The following is a 19,485-nucleotide window of genomic DNA, read 5'->3' on the forward strand; positions in this document are numbered from 1 at the left end:
TGGTGCTACCCTCCCCCGAAGACTATCGTATCTGAAACCCAGATGTTCAGCTTGAGTTAAATAATCTTCTTTTATCTCCATTTCGCTTTGTTATCTTCTGATTATCAAAGAACTCAAGCAGCGGCACTGTATACTTCCTTGAAGTTCCCCACATTTCACGCACCTCAGAAACACCTATTTCTCCATGTTCTTTAAGAAACCCGACCAAACGTTCTTTAGCTGGTTCCAGATCTTTTTGTCTAAAGAAAAACTGATCAATGTGTACCCATTCTCCAATTTCGCACATGTACTGGGCATACTCCGGAGCTTCGGACTTCGAAATACCACATGCTTCTGCGGTTGCAGTGATGTCGGGTGGCATTAGTCCAGCAATTTGCCATTTTGCACGTAAGGCTTCCAATCGTTTTAAAATACCTGTTGGAATTTCCACACCTTCGTTTGTTCGAACTTTGCTTCCTGAAATGCGATAATACCCTCGCACAGCGCCTTGTTCCAGAATCGTTTGCCAACGACGATGTGCCCAGGAAATCCCTAGCCGAGTCTTTAATTCCTCTCTGCTAATTCCAACGCGCAGGGGATTTGACCTTTCATACGCTCTTATCATGTTAATCAATTTTGACCGCCAGATCTCTGCCGCTGCTTTTCCCCAGTAGAGCAGGTTTTCATCTTCCTGCCAAATTTCCAGTCGACCGGCTTTCTCCAGCGCTTTTAAACTCACCTCTAATTCATTAGAAGTGATCTGTAACCGTGATGCCAAATCTGATCCTGTTCGTAGTTCGGCCATTTCTCCTTCTAAGAGGTCTAGCGGATCGCCTTGGTCTTTCATCATCATCTGTGCTATTACGTTTTCTTTATAGCGCTTCTGTTTGAACTCCGCTACTCCGAGTATTTTTCCACCTGCAATGGTATGGGCGGGGGAATAAAAGCGGAGCACAAAACGATCCCCTGATGCTGCAACCACCGATTCTTCCAAAAGAATTTGCGCAAATCCCTCTTGTCCAGGGGTTATTTCATTCTGTTCCAAAAGATGTATTCGTCCGAGGATCTCCGTAGTTCCGAGGTGGAACCGGACCCGTTGCCTTTGGGTTAAAGGTCTATCTGCCGAGGAGAGGTTTAAGAGCAATACGTCCAAGATTTTACCGACTTTGAAAACGTTTGGTATTACGAGTACTGAACCCCGTTCCACTTCTGCAACATCTACCCCTGCGAGGTTAACCGCTACCCGCTGTCCCGCCTCAGCAGCACTTACTTTGTTATTGTGTACTTGGAGAGAACGAACTTTTGCGAGAATATGCCCCGGTTCTATCGCCAACTCTTGGCCCAGTAGTATTGTCCCACTATGAAGACTTCCGGTCATAACGGTACCAAAGCCCTGGATGCTAAAGACCCTGTCAATTGGCATTCGAACCGGACCGGTAGACTTTTTACTTTCCACTTCTGAAAGCAATCCATCAATGGTTTGACGCAAACCGGGAATTCCTACACCGGTTAGAGCTGAAACCCGGCAAATTGGCGCATCTTTAAAAGCCGTTTCTTTCAATTCCTCACGTATCTCTTCTTCCATCAGATCAAGCCACTCTTCATCCACCAGGTCCGCCTTATTTAGAACAACAATCCCTCTAGGTATACGGAGCAAGGTTAGTATATCCAAATGTTCTTGGGTCTGAGGCATAATCCCTTCATCGGCTGCGATAACAAGTAACACTATATCCATGCCACCGGCACCAGCCAACATTTGACGTACAAACCGTTCATGTCCTGGAACATCCACAATACCAATTTGACGTCCACTGGGCAGCATCATATGGGCGAATCCAAGTTCGATGGAGATCCCGCGTTGTTTCTCTTCTTTTAATCGATCCGTCTCCATACCGGAAAGAGCCCTGATCAACTCGGTTTTGCCGTGATCCACATGCCCGGCGGTTCCTACTAAATAGTGTCGTTCAGCCATTTCTGTTCCCCTTATTTACGTAATTTATACCAAAAATGTGATCTATAGTTTTCATAAGTTATTTTTGCCCTATCGATAACTTTCATGAAAAAACATTTTCCTAGCCTCTATTCTTTAGATCTACGCCAAAAATACATTATTGTTGGCAAAAATACAAGTCCTAAGTATCCAAATAGAGGATATACAATTTGCACGATCTCGGAAAATCTCACGCCTGCTGCCGGTAAAAGCAAGAGTAGTAAAAGGAGTGTTACCTTACGGTAACTCAACTTACCTGTATCAACCACTCTGCTTACAAGGCTAAAGCCATTTCCGATTGCCGCGGTGATCATCGCTAACCATAATACAATTACGTAGAAAAAAGCAGGCCAATCTCCTAATTTTCCTGCAACTGCCACCATGGGGATTTCTAAGCCTATACTGTCGGGAAACTTAAGTAATGAAGCTCCAATAACGAAGGCAAATACCCCAAGCGCTAACCCACCTAAAACTGCTCCCAAGCGAGCACCTGGCCGTTGAACATCCCGCCCCAACGAAGCAAAGACTACCATAGCCAATGTTAAATTGAAGGAGACATATAAAATGGCAGAGAAGGCCCAATGTTTTACAATCGGGTTTTGCATCACCACGCTGCCCATTACATCTCGAGAAGGCGCTAGAAAAATTGCCGCAAATGCAATTCCGAAACAAAAAATAAATTTAAATGGTATCAGCGTGGAATTAATCCATAGAACTCCTTCTCCTCGAAACAATAAGGCTAAGACAATCACTGAACCCGTCAAGAAGATGCCAAACCACCTTGAGAAGCCGAAATATTCATAAAAGAGCGCTCCACTGCCGGTGATCATCGCTAGCATTCCCACGAACAAAAGGACACTCACAAGGCCATCTGCCCATCGCCCCCCCTTACGACCAAGTAGGTGATCGAAAAATTCTGAATACGATGTGATTTTCCAGCGCTCCTGTAAGTCCAACATGCCCCACCCAAGGAGAGAAAATAAAAGCGCACTAACAACTATTCCAACTAATCCCCACCGACCAAATCGTGTGAAAAATTGCTGAATTTCTTGACCTGAAGCAAATCCTGCCCCCATGACAGCACCCACGTATGTTGCGGCGACTTGAAAAGTTGTTTTCCATTGCATTATGCTTCCCTCCTCGCCATCATGCTTATGGCAGGAATAGGAATATCATGCATAAAAGACTTAGTATTTGGGAACAATTTATTCGTATATACTTAGTTTGTGATTTGATTTTTAGGGGGCAGTATGTGAGTTTATTTTCTTTTTTAAACGAACCTCAAAAAATGAAAGCCCATGTCGACGACTATTCAGCTAAAGCAAAATTGGAAACGCGGCTTTCCGATCTATTTGCATCTACACGAAAACGCCCTACTGTTATCCTGTGCATTGGAACTGATCGGTCTACAGGTGACGCTTTGGGACCCTTGATTGGGACTCACCTTTCACGCCTTAATTTACCTCAACTTAACGTTTACGGCACCCTTGATGAGCCGGTTCATGCAACGAACTTACAGGAAAGTATTCAACATATTCAGCAATCATTCTATAATCCCTTTATTGTTGCTATTGATGCCTGCCTTGGGAGAATGGATTCTATTGGGTGTATTACACTGGCTGATGGGCCTTTAAAACCTGGCGCCGGCGTTCATAAACAACTTCCTGCAGTCGGAGAGGCTCATATCACTGGGATTGTAAATGTCGGAGGGTTTATGGAATATATGGTGTTACAAAACACCCGACTCAACCTTGTGTGGCGGATGTCTGAGAACATTTGTACTCTCATAACGCATTCTTACTTAAAAGTGCGATATAAAGAAAACTTGACCGGCAACAAGCCATCAGGCACCGACGGTCAGTAAGAGCAAATCCATCTCCATAAGCCACTTGCCTTCTAAAAGTAGATCCTCTTTCAGGTAATTCCATTATATGTCAATGGTAACCAGTCGATTTTACTATCTACAATATGTTCCACGTGGAACATATTATTACCATAAAATATTGAGGGTTACACGGGACTTTCGCATTAATCCTTTCTGGTATAATGTTCCACGTGGAACATTATACCAGGGGTTGAGTGCTTACCTATTCCGTTAGCGCCTTAACTTAATCCCCTAATATTTTCTTCTTAATCTGTAGTAGTGATAATAACTGTTCCACGTGGAACATCATTCACTAATCAATTCGTATATTCCAGAGTTCTAATAGTCGATTCAACTCCTCCGCCGAGAAGTATTGGATTTCAATTTTTCCTCGTTTTAGATCCCCCTTGAGTTGAACTTTGGTTTGAAAACATGTTCTCAATTGGTCTTCTACATTATGAAATAGTGCAGAACTCTCACGTGGGATTTTGTCTTTCTTTGTTTTTCCTATTTTTCTGTTTACCAGGTCTTCAGTCTCCCGCACGGATAATTTTTCTTTTGCCGCCTTTTGCGCTGTTAATGCTTGTATCGTAGTATCTTTTACTCCTAGTAAAATTTTAGCATGCCCCAGAGAAATTTTGTCCTCCCTCAATAATTCAAGAACATCTTCTGGTAACTTAATTACACGTAAAAGGTTTGTTACAGTTGTACGGGCTTTCCCAACACGTTGCGCAACAAGTTCCTGGGTCAGACCGTACTCTTCAATAAGCCGAGCATAAGCAAATCCTTCTTCAACGGGATTCAAATCAGCACGTTGAATATTTTCGATAAGTGTAAGTTCAGCCATCTCCTGATCAGTGCAGACTTGAACAATGGCGGCAATTTTTGTAAACCCAGCAATTTTAGCGGCTCGCCAGCGCCTTTCTCCAGCGATAATATGATAATACTCTCCAACATTTCTGACCAAAATTGGTTGTAATAATCCGTGCACATGCAAAGAATCGGCTAATTCCTGCAGAGCTTGGGGATCAAATTCTTTTCTGGGTTGATCCGGGTTAGGAATAATATCCGAAATGGCAATTTCTTTAATGTTTGGATTTTCCCCCACTTCATCAGATAGCAAAGCTTGAAGCCCTCGTCCTAACGCTTTCTTAGACACGCTCTAAGACCTCCTTTGCCAATTCCCTGTATACTTCAGCTCCTCGTGAACGAGTATCGTAGGTATTAATAGCTTTTCCATGGCTTGGAGCTTCACTAAGACGGACATTTCGAGAAATAATTGATTTAAAGACTTTTCTTGGGAAATACTCTTTAACTTCGTCAACAACCTGTATAGCAAGGTTAGTACGTGCGTCGAACATAGTCATCAGAACTCCAATAATATTGAGCTTTGGATTGAGAAATTTACGAACTCTTTCTAAGGTATTCATCAATAGTGTCAAACCTTCCAGGGCATAGTACTCACACTGTATAGGAATTAACACATCTGTTGCAGCTGTTAAGGCGTTTACAGTTAACACGCCCAGCGATGGCGGACAATCAATAAATATGAAGTCATAATCATCCACTATTGTTTCCAGGGCATTCTTCAATTTGCCTTCCCGCGAAAGTTGTGCTACTAATTCGATTTCTGCACCTGCCAATTCAATTCGTGCCGGAACAACTTGAAGGTTCTTTTGTTCGGTTCTCTGAATTACCTGTTCAAGGGGGACATCGTTAATTAATACATCGTAGATACACTGTGTCAATTTGTGTTTTTCTACCCCCAGTCCACTGGTTGCATTTCCCTGAGGGTCTAAATCAATGAGAAGAACTTTTTTCTCCAGTTCAGCCAAACAGGCACTCAAATTTATTGCCGTTGTTGTCTTCGCTACACCACCTTTTTGATTGGCAACAGCAATTACTTTAGTAGTCAATTAGCGCACACCTCCTTTATTACTATTTGAAAAATTCTTACTGCTATCCTCACAATAGATAGTATCAAACTCAATCCAATAAAAAAAGCGATATTACTCGCTTTTTTTAATATTTATGAAATTTATTGCAGTACTACGGTCCAACTGCGTAAATTCTTGGTAAGGATGAATAACGGCTTTGATTTAGCGGTTGACTGCTAACGATTACTCCATTCACTTTAACATTTCGGACAGATTTAACAATATATCCAGGTTGTCCCTCTTGCTTTAATTCGGACTCTCCATGCGCCATTGTTTCATCAACCAAGCGTTGTTCAACTGCAGGTATAATAGACTCTATGATATTTCCAATAAATACTTCTTGACCAGGTTTAACCTTGCCATACAATTCAATCGTGATAGTATTATAATTCATTCTGGTCCTAATAAGGAGGTATCCTCCTGAATCATTATTGAACTGCAGATCAAGATCCGGGTAGGCAACCGTCGCATCTTGCCCAAGTGGAACATATGAAATAGCCAAGTCATGGTTACTGCGTTGAATTACAGCCAGGTTTGCTAACAGTCCGGTATTATATAAAGTACTAGAGACTTGACATATCCCGCCGGCTAACCCCGGGACGAACTGGCCGTTAACGATGATATAAGCATCTCTATATCCGGCTTCTACTGTTCTTTCTCCTACAATCTGATTGAAAGATAGCGTGTCACCTGGTTTAATTATCACCATATCCAAAGCTTTTGCAGCAATTTTTATATTTTCTGTTCTCGCTCTTTGTGTCGGATCGAATCGAGTAGTATAGCTTGCCAATAACCCTGTAATCTTCTGATCTTCGAGTTGAGCAGCAGTAAGAGTTGGAATTTGCTCTTTAAATTCGACCTTGAGCTCAGGGACAGGTTTATAGATGTTAATTCCCTCTATTTGCGTAATAAGTGCCTCAGTATCAATGATCAGGCCAGCATGCTCCCTTATAATAGTCATAGTATTTTCTTTCGTAATCTGAAAGGTGGCATCAGTTGCCGGATCACTGAACTCTGCCAAAGGCCCCTTAAGGGTTTGTTGTAACTTTGATTCATCCCACTTATGATGAAAATTTATGTTTATTCCTTTTCCTGCGGTTATTATTGCTAATACCTTATCAAAAATTGAACCCTTCCTGCCACTATCATAGGCCTCTTGCAATGCCAAATCTGCATCTAATACAAGACCTAGGTCTTCTAACTTAACTTCGGGCGCTTGTTGACCCACATTTAATTTTATAGTTTGGCTCAGCAAATTGTTTACTTCTTGGTCAATTATTTCTTTAGCTTCTTCTTGGGTTAAATTACCAACATTTAGTCCTGCTATAGTTACCCCTTTGAGAATTCTTTTTTGATCTTGCGTATAGATCATTGCCAGGGCACCAACTGAAAATAAAATGATCAAAAGTAGTCCGCTAGTAATCAAAAAGTATCTCTTTCGTCTGAGACTGCTCCTTTTGATTGAATTATTATCCCCTCTATCTAATTCTGTCACCGAAACTAGTTTACTACTTTTACTTCTATTTTGATCCTCTGTATCATCCAATATGATCCCCCCCATACAATCAAAAACCATGTTAATACGAGTATATAAGTTATAATTCGACGTTCTACTCATATTCCCTTCACGGTCAAAAGTAAAAGAGACAGAGATCTGACGGTTAAAAGACTATAAGGCAAATGTCAAGATCAATAATCAGAGAGGTCATAGACGTGGACGCACGGCAAGTTATACACAAATGGCTCAACCCTGCGCTACATGGGTTTAATCCATTTCTCGTAACAGACTGTCGAACTCGACTAAACATTCTGAGTCATTTTGCTACTTTAACTCTATAGATAGTTTTAATAGTTCGTGGTATTATAATGGTGCCAATGTTCCTAACCGCTCATATTCGTGGACAGGTGTAACCAATTTTATGAAACATTGGGCTAATTATAACAGCGTAGGATATAACAGGGCCTATAAGTTTAGGATTTACCCGTTAGCTACGGCATTATCAGATTCTGGATATTGTACAATATATAAATACTGTATGAAGGTGATATTATCCAATATAAGGGGGATGGGGGTATAGACAAATGTAACTGTCTATACCATAAGAATCAAAAAAATGTAACGTAATTAATTAAAATAATATACAATTAGAGGTAGTCTTATGAAAAAATCAAAAGTTATGATTGCATTTGCAGTTGTTCTAATTGTTACTTTCACAAGCGTAACGGTTGTAACTGCTGGAAATCTTAATGTTTCGAAAAAAATAAAGCGAATAATAAAGATGAAGAAACAGTTTGACAATGAACATAATGAGCTTTTAAAAAGCGAAGTTGACGGTAGCGAACAAAGGATAAATGACAGTGCTGCTGCTGGAGATAAACTAAAAGAAAAAGGAATTGCAATACAGAAGATGGAAAAAGAAATAGCAACCGAAAAGGGGAGTCCTGTACCAACGAAAGATAGGATACTTTCGGAAATTAATTTTGGTATTTCGATGACAGAAGAGGGTATTGAAAACTTTATTAAGAAAAATCCCAATAAAAGCAAGGCTGAGTCTCTAAATGCGAGGAATGAATCAAATTCAAATCAGTTAGAGATACTTAAACAACTCAAGGACGATTTAAGTAAAGATAAAATAAGTACTGATAATGCTTGGAACAAGGTTCTTGAAATTAGGGATGGCAAAAAATAATACCTCTTGTGTGAGATGATTAATCCCCACTTTTTAAACAAGGTGGGGATTAATTGTCGCTCACCCTGTCAAGGTCGTCCGTGATTAGACCGCGAATCTAAAAGGAGACTTGATTCTCTAAGTAAGACCGCATCGAAGAAGACAACCCAGCCAAGCTGCCGCAACTGCCACAGCAATAGGCGTGTTTTATAGACAATTTAACCGATCGGAAACTTTATTGGAGTTCCCGCTTGACGCGGGTATTGTAAAGGTGTTTCTTTCATCTTTCTAATCCTTATAACCGCGCGATGTTCTGCCCCTTCCCCGAGATTAAAATGTTCAATACCTTCTACTTTACCGCCAAGGAGTAGCAATGCTTTTTTAGATTCTGCCAATTCAACCTCAAACTGGGATCCTTTGGAGGCCAAAAATAGCCCCTTGACCTTAAGAACCGGCAGCGCGTATTCCAATAGGATCGGAAGGCGAGCAACTGCGCGTGAACTCACTGTATCAAAATGACTTCTAAAGTGCATATTTCTTCCAAAATCTTCCGCCCTGGCATGCACCGTCAAAATTCCCTTTAAACCTAACGTTTTAATAACTACTTCTAAAAAGTCCAACCTCTTTTTTAATGAATCCATTAAAACAATATCTAAATCCGGACGTAAAATCTTCAAAGGAACACCTGGAAATCCAGCTCCAGTGCCTAAATCTGCAAATGTCACACCAGAAATAAATTTTGCCAGAACCATTGAATCAATAAAATGTTTTACTATGACTTCATGCGGATCAGTTATTCTCGTTAAGTTTAAACGTCGATTCCAGTCCAGTAAAAGATCCCCGAATTTACAGAGCTGAGTAACCTGAAAATCAGATAAGTTGATACCTATATGCTGGTAGGTTAACTGCTTTATTAAAGATACATACTCCTCAAACATCATCTATTACCTCTTCTGCGCCGTTGTTCTAAAGAAACGAGCAAGACGGAAATATCAGCTGGAGTAACCCCCGTGATGCGCGAAGCCTGTCCTATATTTAAAGGGCGTACTTCCTTTAGACGTTGCCTACCTTCAGTGGATAACCCTCGTACTTTTTCATAATCAAGCGTCTCTGACAGACAACGGGCCTCTAATTTTGAAAAATTTTCTATTTCAGCCCATTGTTTTTCAATGTAACCCGCATATTTTGTTTCAATTTCTACTTCTTCGAGCACTTCAAAGTCGAATTTCTCCAGCTCTGGAAGAAGTTTAACTAAATGCTCAAGCGTAATTTCTGGTCTACGAATTAGGTCCCGGGCACTGATCCCTCCACGTACGGGAGTTGATTTAGCTTCCGCCATAACTGAGTACAAGTCTTCGCTTAACGGAGAAAAAACAGTAGCCTTCCACATTTCTTTGATATACTGATAATTTTCCTTTTTATCCTGAAAACGCTTCCACCGTTCCTCATTTACTAACCCTATAGCTCGTCCTTTGTCTGTCAACCTCAAATCAGCATTGTCCTGCCGTAAAACAAGGCGGTACTCTGCTCGGGAAGTCAAAAGTCGGTAAGGTTCCTTAATCCCTTTCGTAACCAAATCATCTACCAGGACCCCTAAATAACCGTCCGAACGAAGAAGAATAAAGGGATCTTTGCCCGTTGCTCGAAGCGCCGCATTAATCCCGGCCAGCAAACCTTGGGCCGCTGCTTCTTCATATCCCGAGGTCCCGTTTAATTGGCCGGCAGTAAACAATCCCGGCAGCTGCCGTACTTCTAAGCTTAGAGAAAGTTGATGCGGCCTAACATAATCATACTCAATAGCATAGCCCGGACGGAGCATGCGGGCATTTTCCAGTCCTGGAACGCTATTTAAAATTTTTACCTGTACTTCCTCCGGCATACTGGTTGATAGACCGGCAACATAAAGTTCATTACTTTGCCATCCTTCAGGCTCTAAAAAAATTTGATGCGCTTCTCTTTGTGCAAATTTAACTATTTTATCCTCAATTGAAGGGCAATAACGCGTGCCAATTCCTTCAATTTTCCCAGAATACAAAGGCGCCCGATATAGATTCTCCCGAATTATATCATGTGTTTGATTTGTCGTGTAGCCTAACCAACAGGGAACTTGCTTGGTAAAATCATTATGCCAAAATTGACTCTCCGTGGGCAGAAAGGAAAAGCGCCAAAGCTTCTCATCCCCAGGTTGAATACGAAATTTGGAAAAATCTACGGACTGACGATGGATTCGGGGCGGTGTCCCCGTTTTAAATCTTCCCAAATCAATTCCTAACTCTTTAAGCGAATCCGATAGCGACATCGCCGGCATTTGCCCATTTGGTCCACCTTGGTACATAGCATCCCCGATGATAATTCTGCCACGTAAATAGGTGCCACTCGTCAAAACTACATTCTCTGATTCAAAACGTGCACCGGATCGAGTAACGATGCCCAACATTGTCTGCTTATCAACCACGAGACGTTCTACCAGTCCCTGGATTACTGTTAGCCTGCTTTGTGAAAATAGAACTTCCCTCATCCTATTCCGGTAAGCCTGTTTATCGGATTGCACCCTTAAGGCATGGACGGCAGGTCCTTTTCCAGTGTTTAACATTTTAACTTGCAAGGATGTTTCATCCGCTACAATTCCCATTTGACCGCCTAAAGCATCAATTTCCCGAACCAAATGACCCTTAGCCGGCCCCCCAAGTGATGGATTACACGGCATATGGGCTATCGTATCAAGGTTTAAGGTAAGTAATAATGTCTCGCACCCAAGCCGTGCCGCTGCTAAAGCCGCCTCACAGCCTGCATGCCCAGCCCCGACCACAATAACATCGTATTTTCCTGCAAAGTATTCCAAAGTTCATCCTACTTTCCGATACAAAATCGAGAAAAAATATCTTCCAAAAGAGATTCTTGAACATTGTCTCCAGTTATCTCTGATACGTAATTCAGTGCTGCGCGAAGGTCAATAGAAAGTATATCCCACGGCATTCCCATTTTAATACTCTCCGCCGTCTGTTTCAAAGCAATCTCGCAACGCTCTAAAGCAGAAATCTGGCGGACATTAGAGAGAAGTTGGTCTGAGGCAAGAACAGCCCCTCTTTGATAGACTCTGCTTCTTATTTCAACTTCAAGCTCTTCAAAACCCCTGTGCTGAAGGACAGAAAAAGGAATCCCTTTCCCATTTTCATACTCAGAAAAAAGGTCCTCATTCTCCAACAAATCGATTTTGTTGACTATAACAATAACTTTTTCGGCATATATATTTATAATGTGATACTCTTCTTTTGTTAAAGGTTGGTTAGCCTGAACCACTAACAAAATTAGTTCCGCCGTTTGAAGTGCTTTCCACGTTCTTTCAATTCCGAGACGTTCTACAAGATCTTGACTATCAGAGATACCTGCGGTATCCACCAGTTGCAGAAGTATCCCTCCTACACTGACTGATTCTCTTATTTCGTCACGCGTTGTTCCCGGAATGTCAGTTACTATAGCTCTTTCTTCATGTAATAGCGCATTGAGTAAACTCGACTTTCCGACATTAGGTCGTCCCACAATAACCGTGAGTAAACCATCCCTTAAAATTTTACCCGTTTTACTCCCTGCTAAAAGGCGCCTGGTATCTACCAGAGCCATATTTACTTTAATTTCAAGGGTTTCTCGATCTAAAGTTTCAACATCGTCTTCCGGAAAATCAATACCCGCTTCAATAAATGCAAGCGTTTCTAATATTTTTTCTCTCAAACTTACAATTGTTGCTGAAAGCCCTCCATCCAGCTGAGTTAAAGCTAAATTTGCAGCCGTCTCCGTACGCGAACAAATTAAATCGACAACTGCTTCCGCTTGAACTAAGTCCATCTTTCCATTTAGAAATGCTCTTTTGGAAAATTCTCCAGGCTCCGCTAACTGCGCGCCATGACGGATACATGCCTGTAAAATTCTCTGGGCTACAAATGTTCCGCCGTGGCAATTAATTTCATAAACATCCTCTCCCGTATATGAAGAGGGAGCCAACATTCTACCGACAAGAACCTGGTCGAGTACTCTTGATTCATCCCTAAAAACACCAAGATTTAGGGTAAAATTTTCCCGACGTGACCAACGTTTCATATTCTGTGGTTCAAAGCATTTTTCAATAATAGTTCCCGCTTCAGAACCGCTCAATCTTAAAATATGAATGCTTGTTTCACCCAATGCCGTAGCCATAGCCACAATCGTATCATCCAAACCCGATCATCTCCTATGATAGAAAACTTGGCTAGCTCCAGACCAACAGACGCCTGCACTAGCCAAGTTCTTGATACCAAACATAACATAAAGTCTATTACTAGCCATGGCTGGATACTTCGAGACTAGTTTACTAGCCTGGCTCAAGCAGAGTATTTTAGACTCTTTTTAATAAAATGACCACCCGCCGCTTAGGGTCAGTACCCTCACTAATAGTCGAAATTCTAGCTTCATCCTGTAAAGAAGTATGAATAATCCGCCGTTCATAAGGGTTCATCGGCTCTAAAACAATCCTCATTCCAGTTCTCTTAACCTTTTCAGATAATCTTTTTGCAAGACGCACCAAAGTCTCTTCACGACGTAACCTATACCCTTCCACATCAACTATAAGACGAACACGTTCAGATAATTTTCTAGCTACGGCTAAATTCGTTATATATTGAAGTGCCTCTAATGTATCTCCACGTCGTCCGATAAGAATTCCAAGCTCTGGTCCTGTTATATTGATATGCCAGTGCTCTCCATCATTACTCGCTTGGGTATTCGCCTCAACTCCCATAGCCCGACAAATTTTATGGATAAAATCTGCCGCCAAACAGCCAGGGTCATCTTCATAAGAAATACGGACTCTCGCCAGACGTGTTCCAAAAAGTCCAAATAAACCTTTTTTAACAGGTTCCTCTAAGACCTCAATTTTTACACTATTACGATCTACGCCTAACTCTAAAACTCCAGCTGCAATCGCTTCTTCAACCGTTTTCCCGGTTTTCTCTGCAACTCTCATGACCGATCCTCCTCACGTCTTCCCCGTTACCTATCCTGAGCTTTTACTCTGGCTTGACAATTTTCGATTAATATACAATTGTTGAAAAATCGAAACAACGTTCATTGTTACCCAATATAAAGCCAAACCCGCTGGTACTGTGGCACTAATATATGCAAAAAATACTGGCATAATATATAACATAGTCTTTTGAGTTGGATCCGAAGTATTTGGATTTGTTAGTTTTGTCTGCAGGTATGTTGTTGCACCGGCAAAAATCGGCAATATCAAATGATATGATAGAGTAAAGCCATAGGTTTTTGTTAAATCAAAAAGTAAAAATGTATAGGTGGAAGGATCTGAACCATATTGAAACTTGAGTAAAGCGTAATACAATGCGAAAAAAATCGGCATCTGAATGAGGAGAGGAAGGCAACCGCCCATGGGATTAATTTTATTTTCTTTGTAAAACTCCATGACAGCCGCATTAGCTTTTTCCTTATTGTTTTTATGTTTTTCTTGAATAGCTTTGATCTTCGGTTGTAGATCAACCATCTTACGCATTGAAGACATTTGCTTATAAGTTAAAGGATAAATTAGTGATTTAATTAGTACTGTCAGCAGTATAATTGCGATACCATAATTGGCAAAACCAAGGGCCGAAGAAAAATGATAAAGCATATTTAATAAACCGGTCATTACATTAACAATACTATCCACAAAAATCCTCCTTAAACTGGGTCATGCCCTCCAGGATGAAACGGGTGGCATTTAAAAATCCGTTTAATTGCTTTCCAACTTCCTTTGGTTAAGCCGAATTTCTGTATAGCCTGAGCAGAATACTCCGAACAACTGGGGTAAAATCGACAAGTTTGTCCTTTCACAGGAGAAAGAACCTTCTGGTATAAACGAATCAACATAACCAGGAAACGTTTCATAATATTTTACTCACTTCTAAATTAAGGCATTTGCCTTTTTTAACATATTCATCATACTCTTTTCGACTTCCCAATAGGAAACTCCTTTTATCCTTGCCCTAGCAATGAGAATTATTTGAATATCATTTCTTATTTCCGGTAAATGAAGACGAATGACTTCCCGCATAAGTCTCTTAGCACGATTTCTCTGAACTGAGTTGCCAACTTTTTTCGAGGCAATAAAACCAAAACGTTTAGGACCTTTTAGGATATAAATAGCAACATGTTTAGTAGAATAGTTTTTTCCTTCCAAAAAGACCTCTTGTATACTTGATTTCTTGCGCAAGCGAAATTTCCTTTTTAGCATAACTCCTCCCAGCTTGCCTACCTTAGGTTCAATGATATTCTAACTTGCAATACTTCAGTTTAAACGGAATTTGTTCCCACTCAGTAAAAATTTATTTAAAAAAGGCCACATAATGCGGCCTTAAACTGATAATTTATTCCGACCTTTAAATCGACGACGTTTTATAATATTTCGTCCCGTTGGTGTACTCATACGACTTAAAAAACCGTGAACACGCTTATGTCGGCGATTCTTCGGTTGATATGTTCTTTTCAATTTAACGACACCTCCTTAATTTGATAACAAAAAAAATATTATAGCAATCAAACTTACCTTGAGATTATACTCTAATAATTTTTAATCTGTCAAGCAAAGGACTTAACCAAGATGAAATACCACCTCTATATAAAAAGTTTTGGCTTGAATAATTTAGACTGAACTCATTAATATTTTCTGTTGATAACCTCATAAAAACTTGCTATTATATTACTACACTCCTTTAGCAAACTACATTTCGAATCATCTTTTATCTTATACTACTTATATTTGAACAAGTTATCCACAAATGTGTATAAGTTTGTGTATAACTTTTTTATTGTCAATATTATCACATTCTAAAAAGGGAGGTCCGACCATGACATCCCCGTCAATCTCCCCTGAATTATTGTGGCAAAAAATTCTGGAAAAGCTGAAAACTGAACTATCCAAGCCAAGCTTTGAAACTTGGTTTAGTTCCACCCGGCTTTTTAAAATTGATGGCGATACAGTAATGATTAGTGTTCCCAATGAATTTGCAAAAGATTGGTTAGAAAGTCGTTATGCCCCCTTAATCCGATCTTCTATTCAATCTATTATCGGCCATTCCATCATTCTAAATTTTATTATCCCCTCACCAGAAGGATCCTACATTGAAGATCCTGTACTCTCTAAACCAGTTACCCCAATTACTCCCCAACAACCTGAATGTTTGCCTAATTCTCTCAATAATAAATATACTTTTGACACGTTTGTTATCGGAAACGGCAACCGATTCGCTCATGCAGCTTCTTTAGCTGTTGCAGAATCGCCGGCAAAATCTTATAATCCACTATTCATTTATGGAGGAGTTGGCCTGGGGAAAACTCACCTCATGCATGCTATTGGTCATCATATCCTTCAACGATCTCCAGACACTAAGGTCCTTTATGTTTCCAGTGAAAAATTCACGAATCAACTAATTGATTCGATCAAGGACGAAAACTCCATTGAATTTCGTAATCATTACCGGAATGTAGATATCCTTTTAATTGATGATATACAATTTTTAGCGGGCAAAGAGCGAACTCAAGAGGAATTCTTTCATACGTTTAATGACCTTCATGAATCTAATAAGCAAATTATTATTTCTTCCGACCGTCCTCCTAAAGAAATACCAACTTTAGAAGATCGATTACGTTCCCGTTTTGAATGGGGTCTGATCACAGATATTCAGGCTCCAGATTTAGAAACCCGCATAGCAATTTTAAGAAAAAAGGCTATGCTCGAAAACCTTCAAGTTCCTAATGAAGTAATGTTTTATATAGCTGATAAAATTCACTCCAATATTCGCGAACTTGAAGGAGCACTCATTAGAGTCATGGCTTTTGCATCCCTTAGTTTGATTCCGATAACCACTGACGTCGCAGTAGAAGCATTAAAGGATATTTTACCTTCTAATAGCGCCAAACAAATAACCATTGAGGAAATCCAACAATGTGTGGCGGAATATTTTAATTTATCCCCCAGCGAATTCAAAGCTAAAAATAGAACTTATGCCGTATCTTTTCCGAGGCAGGTTGCCATGTACCTTTCGCGCCAACTCACCGACTCCTCCTTACCAAAGATCGGTGACGAGTTTGGTGGAAGAGATCATACCACCGTGATGCATGCTTACGACAAAATTACTCAAGCCATACTGAATGATCCATTGTTAGAGAAAAAAGTTAACGAATTGATTCAACGTATAAAATCCAAGTAAGCGTCAAAATTATGGATATTAGTTCGTGTATAACTTGTTTATATTATTTAGGTAAATCAAGCGATAATATTATATGTGGACAAATGGATAACATTTATCCATTTGTCCACACCTTTTTCAACATTCATTTTTCAATGGTTTAGCACGCTTTTTTTACTTATCCACTTGTTAACAATAAATACTACTATTACTACTATTTATTATCTTATTATTATTAAGCCTTAGTTAGAACTTTGAGAATAAATTTTTATAGGAGGATTCGCTTATATGAAAATTTTCTGCTCGAAAGATGCACTACTTTCCGGGGTAAATGCTGTTCAACGGGCTGTATCCAGTAAAAACACCTTACCAATTCTTCAAGGAATTTTAATCAAAGCCAAACAACAGACTATACAATTTGCAGTGACTGATCTTGAAATGGGTATTCGTTGTGAAGTGCCGGCCCAGGTTATTGAAGAAGGTGCAATGGTTGTACCTGCAAAACTTTTCACGGAAGTTGTTCGGAAATTGCCTGATACAACAATTATCTTAGAAGAACGAGATAAATCAATCACTATTTGTTATTATCAGTCTGAAATTATTTTAAATGGCTACGATCCTGAGGAATTTCCTTTACTTCCTGATCTATTGGATCCACTATCATTTACATTAACTATTGCTTTATTTAAGAATATGATTCGTCAGACCATATTTGCTTGCGCTATTGAAGAAAATCGTCCGGTATTTACTGGAACTCTATTACAGATTGAAGATTCCAGTATCCGCGTAGTAGCAACCGATACACATCGTTTGGCCTACAGCATTGCTGAAATACAAAACCCTGAAAAATTAAATTTTAGCGGTATTATCCCTGCTAAAACATTATCAGAAATTTATCGTTTACTTCGAGATGAAGATGAAGTCTTAATAATTAGTTTCAGTAATAATCAAGTTGTATTTAAATTTGGATCGATTTATTTAGTTTCCCGTCTTATTGAAGGCCAGTTTCCTAATTACAAACAAGTCATTCCCCAAACGTGTGAAACGAAAGTTAATCTATCCGTTCGGAGTTTCCTGGAAGCTGTCGAGCGAGCCTCATTACTTTCTCGTGATAAAAGCGGGGCCAATATAATAAAAATAGATGTTATAGAAAACGAACTAAGAATTGATCAAACATCCGAATTTGGTCAGATATCAGAGCAAATAGATATTGAGATGGAAGGAAAAAACGTAATGATTGCCTTTAATACAAAATTTCTTATAGATGCTTTGAAAGTAATCGATAGTGAGCAAATTATATTTGAACTCTCAGGCCCATTTAGTCCAGGAGTGATGAGGCCATTGGATAATCCAAATTATCTTTATCTTGTGCTGCCGGTTAGAACGTCTTAGTTTAAAGTTATGATAATTATAAACTTTCGACTACAAAATTTTCGTAATTATCAAGATGAGACAATAATATTAATGCCTGGTATTAATATATTGATAGGAGATAATGGGCAGGGAAAGACTAATGTTCTAGAGGGAATTTATTATCTCTTGACAGGAAAGTCTTATAGAGTACAACGGGAACAAGAACTCTTGCGTTGGGACCAAAGGGAGTTCCATCTGTATGGAGATTTTTTAATGGCTCACCATAGAGTCTCTTTAGAGAGTCATTACCGGGATAAAAAGAAAATAGTAAAGGTTAATCAAGTACCGTGTCAACGTTTGTCTGATTTTGTCGGTACAATTAACGTAATTTTCTTTTCCCCGGATGACCTTGTGATGGTTAAAGGAGGTCCTTCGGAAAGAAGGAGATTTTTAGATCTACATATTGCTCAAATGCGTCCTGGATATGTAAGCTTACTCAATGCATATAATAAGGTGGTTCAGCAAAAAAGTGCCCTATTAAAATCATTTGGTGATAAATCTCAATTATATTCACAAATACTACTATGGAATGAACAAATAATAAAATTGGGTGAGATGATTATTCGCAATCGTGTAGATCTGACGAAACGTTTACAGATTGTAGCAGACCATATCTATGGAAACCTCACTTCTCAAAAAGAAACACTCAAAGTGACTTACATTGCTTTGGGTAATAAAAATGTGAATGAAGCTATCTCAGAATTCCCACAAATACTTAACGATAAATTGGAACAAGAAATTGAACGCCAGATGGTGCTTATTGGTCCACATCGTGATGATATACAAATTCATCTAAACGACAAACCTGCACGTCTTTATGCCTCACAAGGGCAGCAGCGATCAATAGTATTAAGTTTAAAACTTGCTGAATTGGAGCTTATTCGTCAGGAAAAAGGAGAATATCCGCTCCTCTTACTTGATGATGTATTGTCTGAATTGGATCGTTTTAGGAGAGACTACTTAATAACTTTTATTAAGTCATCGTGCATTCAAACTTTAATTACTATGACAAGTGCAGAAATACATCTGGAGTCAGGGGCACTTTACTTTGTGGAAAATGGACATATAAGGGGAGGGTGCTAATTGTATATACACCTTGGGGGTGATGTTCTTATAAAAAAGAATAAAATAGTTGCAATTATTGATTTAGAAACTGCAGCAGAAAGTAAAATTAACCAAAAATTTATAAATAGTATAAAGAGTAATAAAGAAATTATTTATATTTCGAAAAATGGTAAAGAAAAAACCCTAATTATCACAGTGCAAAAACATTATTTATCACCGATTTCAGCAACAACTTTGTTCAAAAGAGGGGACTTGTGTGACACAACGCTCGGTGCTTACGATGTAATACAACACTTGAGCACCTAGTTTGGCACGACTATCACATAGCCGAGGACGTGTCTTGCGAACCCTCTAA

19 protein-coding genes are annotated in these 19,485 nt (G+C 39.6%); 6 read left to right on the plus strand and 13 right to left on the minus strand.

The genetic code is table 11. The features are described 5' to 3' along the window. Positions 1 to 46: 46 nt before the first annotated feature. Both selB and AC6I5A_RS05375 read right to left on the minus strand, forming a co-directional pair. On the minus strand, positions 47 to 1,951 hold the full coding sequence (gene selB / locus AC6I5A_RS05370; protein ID WP_034612654.1) for a selenocysteine-specific translation elongation factor: 1,905 nt from the start codon (positions 1,949 to 1,951) through the stop codon (positions 47 to 49). Positions 1,952 to 2,058: 107 nt separating this feature from the next. Continuing rightward, positions 2,059 to 3,096: a YkvI family membrane protein gene (locus AC6I5A_RS05375; protein WP_034612657.1), complete on the minus strand. Its 1,038-nt coding sequence runs from the start codon at positions 3,094 to 3,096 to the stop codon at positions 2,059 to 2,061. A 125-nt stretch (positions 3,097 to 3,221) separates the two neighbouring features. Here AC6I5A_RS05375 and yyaC point away from each other — a divergent pair, with 125 nt between their 5' ends. Beyond that, positions 3,222 to 3,833: a spore protease YyaC gene (gene yyaC, locus AC6I5A_RS05380; RefSeq protein WP_497900515.1), complete on the plus strand. Its 612-nt coding sequence runs from the start codon at positions 3,222 to 3,224 to the stop codon at positions 3,831 to 3,833. 313 nt (positions 3,834 to 4,146) lie between these two features. On the opposite strand, the gene AC6I5A_RS05385 is transcribed toward yyaC, so the two are convergent. From AC6I5A_RS05385 to AC6I5A_RS05395, 3 genes are all read right to left on the minus strand, one after another. Continuing rightward, entirely contained in the window at positions 4,147 to 4,992 is an 846-nt protein-coding gene (locus tag AC6I5A_RS05385) for a ParB/RepB/Spo0J family partition protein (protein ID WP_034612659.1), read from the minus strand. Next, positions 4,985 to 5,749, minus strand: coding sequence for a ParA family protein (locus AC6I5A_RS05390; protein ID WP_034612662.1), 765 nt, complete (start codon positions 5,747 to 5,749; stop codon positions 4,985 to 4,987). Before AC6I5A_RS05390 ends, AC6I5A_RS05385 begins: the two co-directional genes overlap by 8 nt. Positions 5,750 to 5,882: 133 nt before the next feature. Next, positions 5,883 to 7,316: a VanW family protein gene (locus AC6I5A_RS05395; RefSeq protein ID WP_052167917.1), complete on the minus strand. Its 1,434-nt coding sequence runs from the start codon at positions 7,314 to 7,316 to the stop codon at positions 5,883 to 5,885. Positions 7,317 to 7,929: 613 nt separating this feature from the next. Here AC6I5A_RS05395 and AC6I5A_RS05400 point away from each other — a divergent pair. After that, a complete protein-coding gene (locus AC6I5A_RS05400; RefSeq protein ID WP_034612665.1) occupies positions 7,930 to 8,460 on the plus strand; it encodes a hypothetical protein in 531 nt (176 codons plus the stop codon). A gap of 197 nt (positions 8,461 to 8,657) precedes the next feature. Here the strand turns inward: AC6I5A_RS05400 and rsmG are convergent, their stop codons facing one another. The 8 genes from rsmG to rpmH all read right to left on the minus strand — a co-directional run bounded on the left by rsmG (position 8,658) and on the right by rpmH (position 14,953). Further along, complete coding sequence (gene rsmG, locus AC6I5A_RS05405; RefSeq protein ID WP_034612667.1) at positions 8,658 to 9,377, minus strand: 16S rRNA (guanine(527)-N(7))-methyltransferase RsmG; 720 nt, start codon at positions 9,375 to 9,377, stop codon at positions 8,658 to 8,660. Next, positions 9,377 to 11,281 carry a tRNA uridine-5-carboxymethylaminomethyl(34) synthesis enzyme MnmG gene (gene mnmG / locus AC6I5A_RS05410; protein WP_034612670.1) on the minus strand — a complete coding sequence of 635 codons (1,905 nt, stop codon included), beginning with the start codon at positions 11,279 to 11,281 and terminating at the stop codon, positions 9,377 to 9,379. The genes rsmG and mnmG overlap by 1 nt, the downstream gene beginning before the upstream one ends. Positions 11,282 to 11,289: 8 nt before the next feature. Next, positions 11,290 to 12,651, minus strand: coding sequence for a tRNA uridine-5-carboxymethylaminomethyl(34) synthesis GTPase MnmE (gene mnmE, locus AC6I5A_RS05415; RefSeq protein WP_034612673.1), 1,362 nt, complete (start codon positions 12,649 to 12,651; stop codon positions 11,290 to 11,292). 157 nt (positions 12,652 to 12,808) lie between these two features. Next, the gene (gene jag, locus AC6I5A_RS05420) at positions 12,809 to 13,435 is read right to left on the minus strand and encodes an RNA-binding cell elongation regulator Jag/EloR (RefSeq protein ID WP_034612676.1); all 627 of its coding nucleotides are present in this window, start codon (positions 13,433 to 13,435) and stop codon (positions 12,809 to 12,811) included. A gap of 30 nt (positions 13,436 to 13,465) precedes the next feature. Then, the gene (locus AC6I5A_RS05425; RefSeq protein ID WP_497900520.1) at positions 13,466 to 14,113 is read right to left on the minus strand and encodes a YidC/Oxa1 family membrane protein insertase; all 648 of its coding nucleotides are present in this window, start codon (positions 14,111 to 14,113) and stop codon (positions 13,466 to 13,468) included. 32 nt (positions 14,114 to 14,145) lie between these two features. Beyond that, positions 14,146 to 14,355 carry a membrane protein insertion efficiency factor YidD gene (gene yidD, locus AC6I5A_RS05430; protein WP_497900521.1) on the minus strand — a complete coding sequence of 70 codons (210 nt, stop codon included), beginning with the start codon at positions 14,353 to 14,355 and terminating at the stop codon, positions 14,146 to 14,148. Between the two features lie 13 nt (positions 14,356 to 14,368). After that, complete coding sequence (gene rnpA, locus AC6I5A_RS05435) at positions 14,369 to 14,698, minus strand: ribonuclease P protein component (protein ID WP_034612680.1); 330 nt, start codon at positions 14,696 to 14,698, stop codon at positions 14,369 to 14,371. A gap of 120 nt (positions 14,699 to 14,818) precedes the next feature. Further along, a complete protein-coding gene (rpmH, locus tag AC6I5A_RS05440) occupies positions 14,819 to 14,953 on the minus strand; it encodes a 50S ribosomal protein L34 (RefSeq protein WP_497900516.1) in 135 nt (44 codons plus the stop codon). Positions 14,954 to 15,311: 358 nt separating this feature from the next. Between rpmH and dnaA the strand changes: the two genes are divergently transcribed. The 4 genes from dnaA to remB all read left to right on the plus strand — a co-directional run bounded on the left by dnaA (position 15,312) and on the right by remB (position 19,436). Continuing rightward, on the plus strand, positions 15,312 to 16,673 hold the full coding sequence (gene dnaA / locus AC6I5A_RS05445; RefSeq protein ID WP_034612683.1) for a chromosomal replication initiator protein DnaA: 1,362 nt from the start codon (positions 15,312 to 15,314) through the stop codon (positions 16,671 to 16,673). Between the two features lie 267 nt (positions 16,674 to 16,940). Next, positions 16,941 to 18,044 carry a DNA polymerase III subunit beta gene (gene dnaN / locus AC6I5A_RS05450; protein WP_034612686.1) on the plus strand — a complete coding sequence of 368 codons (1,104 nt, stop codon included), beginning with the start codon at positions 16,941 to 16,943 and terminating at the stop codon, positions 18,042 to 18,044. 9 nt (positions 18,045 to 18,053) lie between these two features. Beyond that, positions 18,054 to 19,148, plus strand: a complete 1,095-nt coding sequence (gene recF, locus AC6I5A_RS05455; protein WP_034612689.1) for a DNA replication/repair protein RecF — start codon at positions 18,054 to 18,056, stop codon at positions 19,146 to 19,148. Then, the gene (remB, locus tag AC6I5A_RS05460; protein ID WP_034612692.1) at positions 19,149 to 19,436 is read left to right on the plus strand and encodes an extracellular matrix regulator RemB; all 288 of its coding nucleotides are present in this window, start codon (positions 19,149 to 19,151) and stop codon (positions 19,434 to 19,436) included. Positions 19,437 to 19,485: the final 49 nt, after the last annotated feature.

The sequence above is a fragment of the Desulfosporosinus sp. Tol-M2 genome (assembly GCF_059735615.1).

Coding starts and splice junctions, on each gene's coding strand:
- selB (WP_034612654.1), bottom strand. CDS start 1,951: ATGGCTGAACGACACTATTTAGTAGGAACCGCCGGGCATGTGGATCAC.
- AC6I5A_RS05375 (WP_034612657.1), bottom strand. CDS start 3,096: ATGCAATGGAAAACAACTTTTCAAGTCGCCGCAACATACGTGGGTGCT.
- AC6I5A_RS05400 (WP_034612665.1), top strand. CDS start 7,930: ATGAAAAAATCAAAAGTTATGATTGCATTTGCAGTTGTTCTAATTGTT.
- rsmG (WP_034612667.1), bottom strand. CDS start 9,377: ATGTTTGAGGAGTATGTATCTTTAATAAAGCAGTTAACCTACCAGCAT.
- jag (WP_034612676.1), bottom strand. CDS start 13,435: ATGAGAGTTGCAGAGAAAACCGGGAAAACGGTTGAAGAAGCGATTGCA.
- AC6I5A_RS05425 (WP_497900520.1), bottom strand. CDS start 14,113: ATGACCGGTTTATTAAATATGCTTTATCATTTTTCTTCGGCCCTTGGT.
- rnpA (WP_034612680.1), bottom strand. CDS start 14,698: ATGCTAAAAAGGAAATTTCGCTTGCGCAAGAAATCAAGTATACAAGAG.
- dnaA (WP_034612683.1), top strand. CDS start 15,312: ATGACATCCCCGTCAATCTCCCCTGAATTATTGTGGCAAAAAATTCTG.
- dnaN (WP_034612686.1), top strand. CDS start 16,941: ATGAAAATTTTCTGCTCGAAAGATGCACTACTTTCCGGGGTAAATGCT.
- recF (WP_034612689.1), top strand. CDS start 18,054: ATGATAATTATAAACTTTCGACTACAAAATTTTCGTAATTATCAAGAT.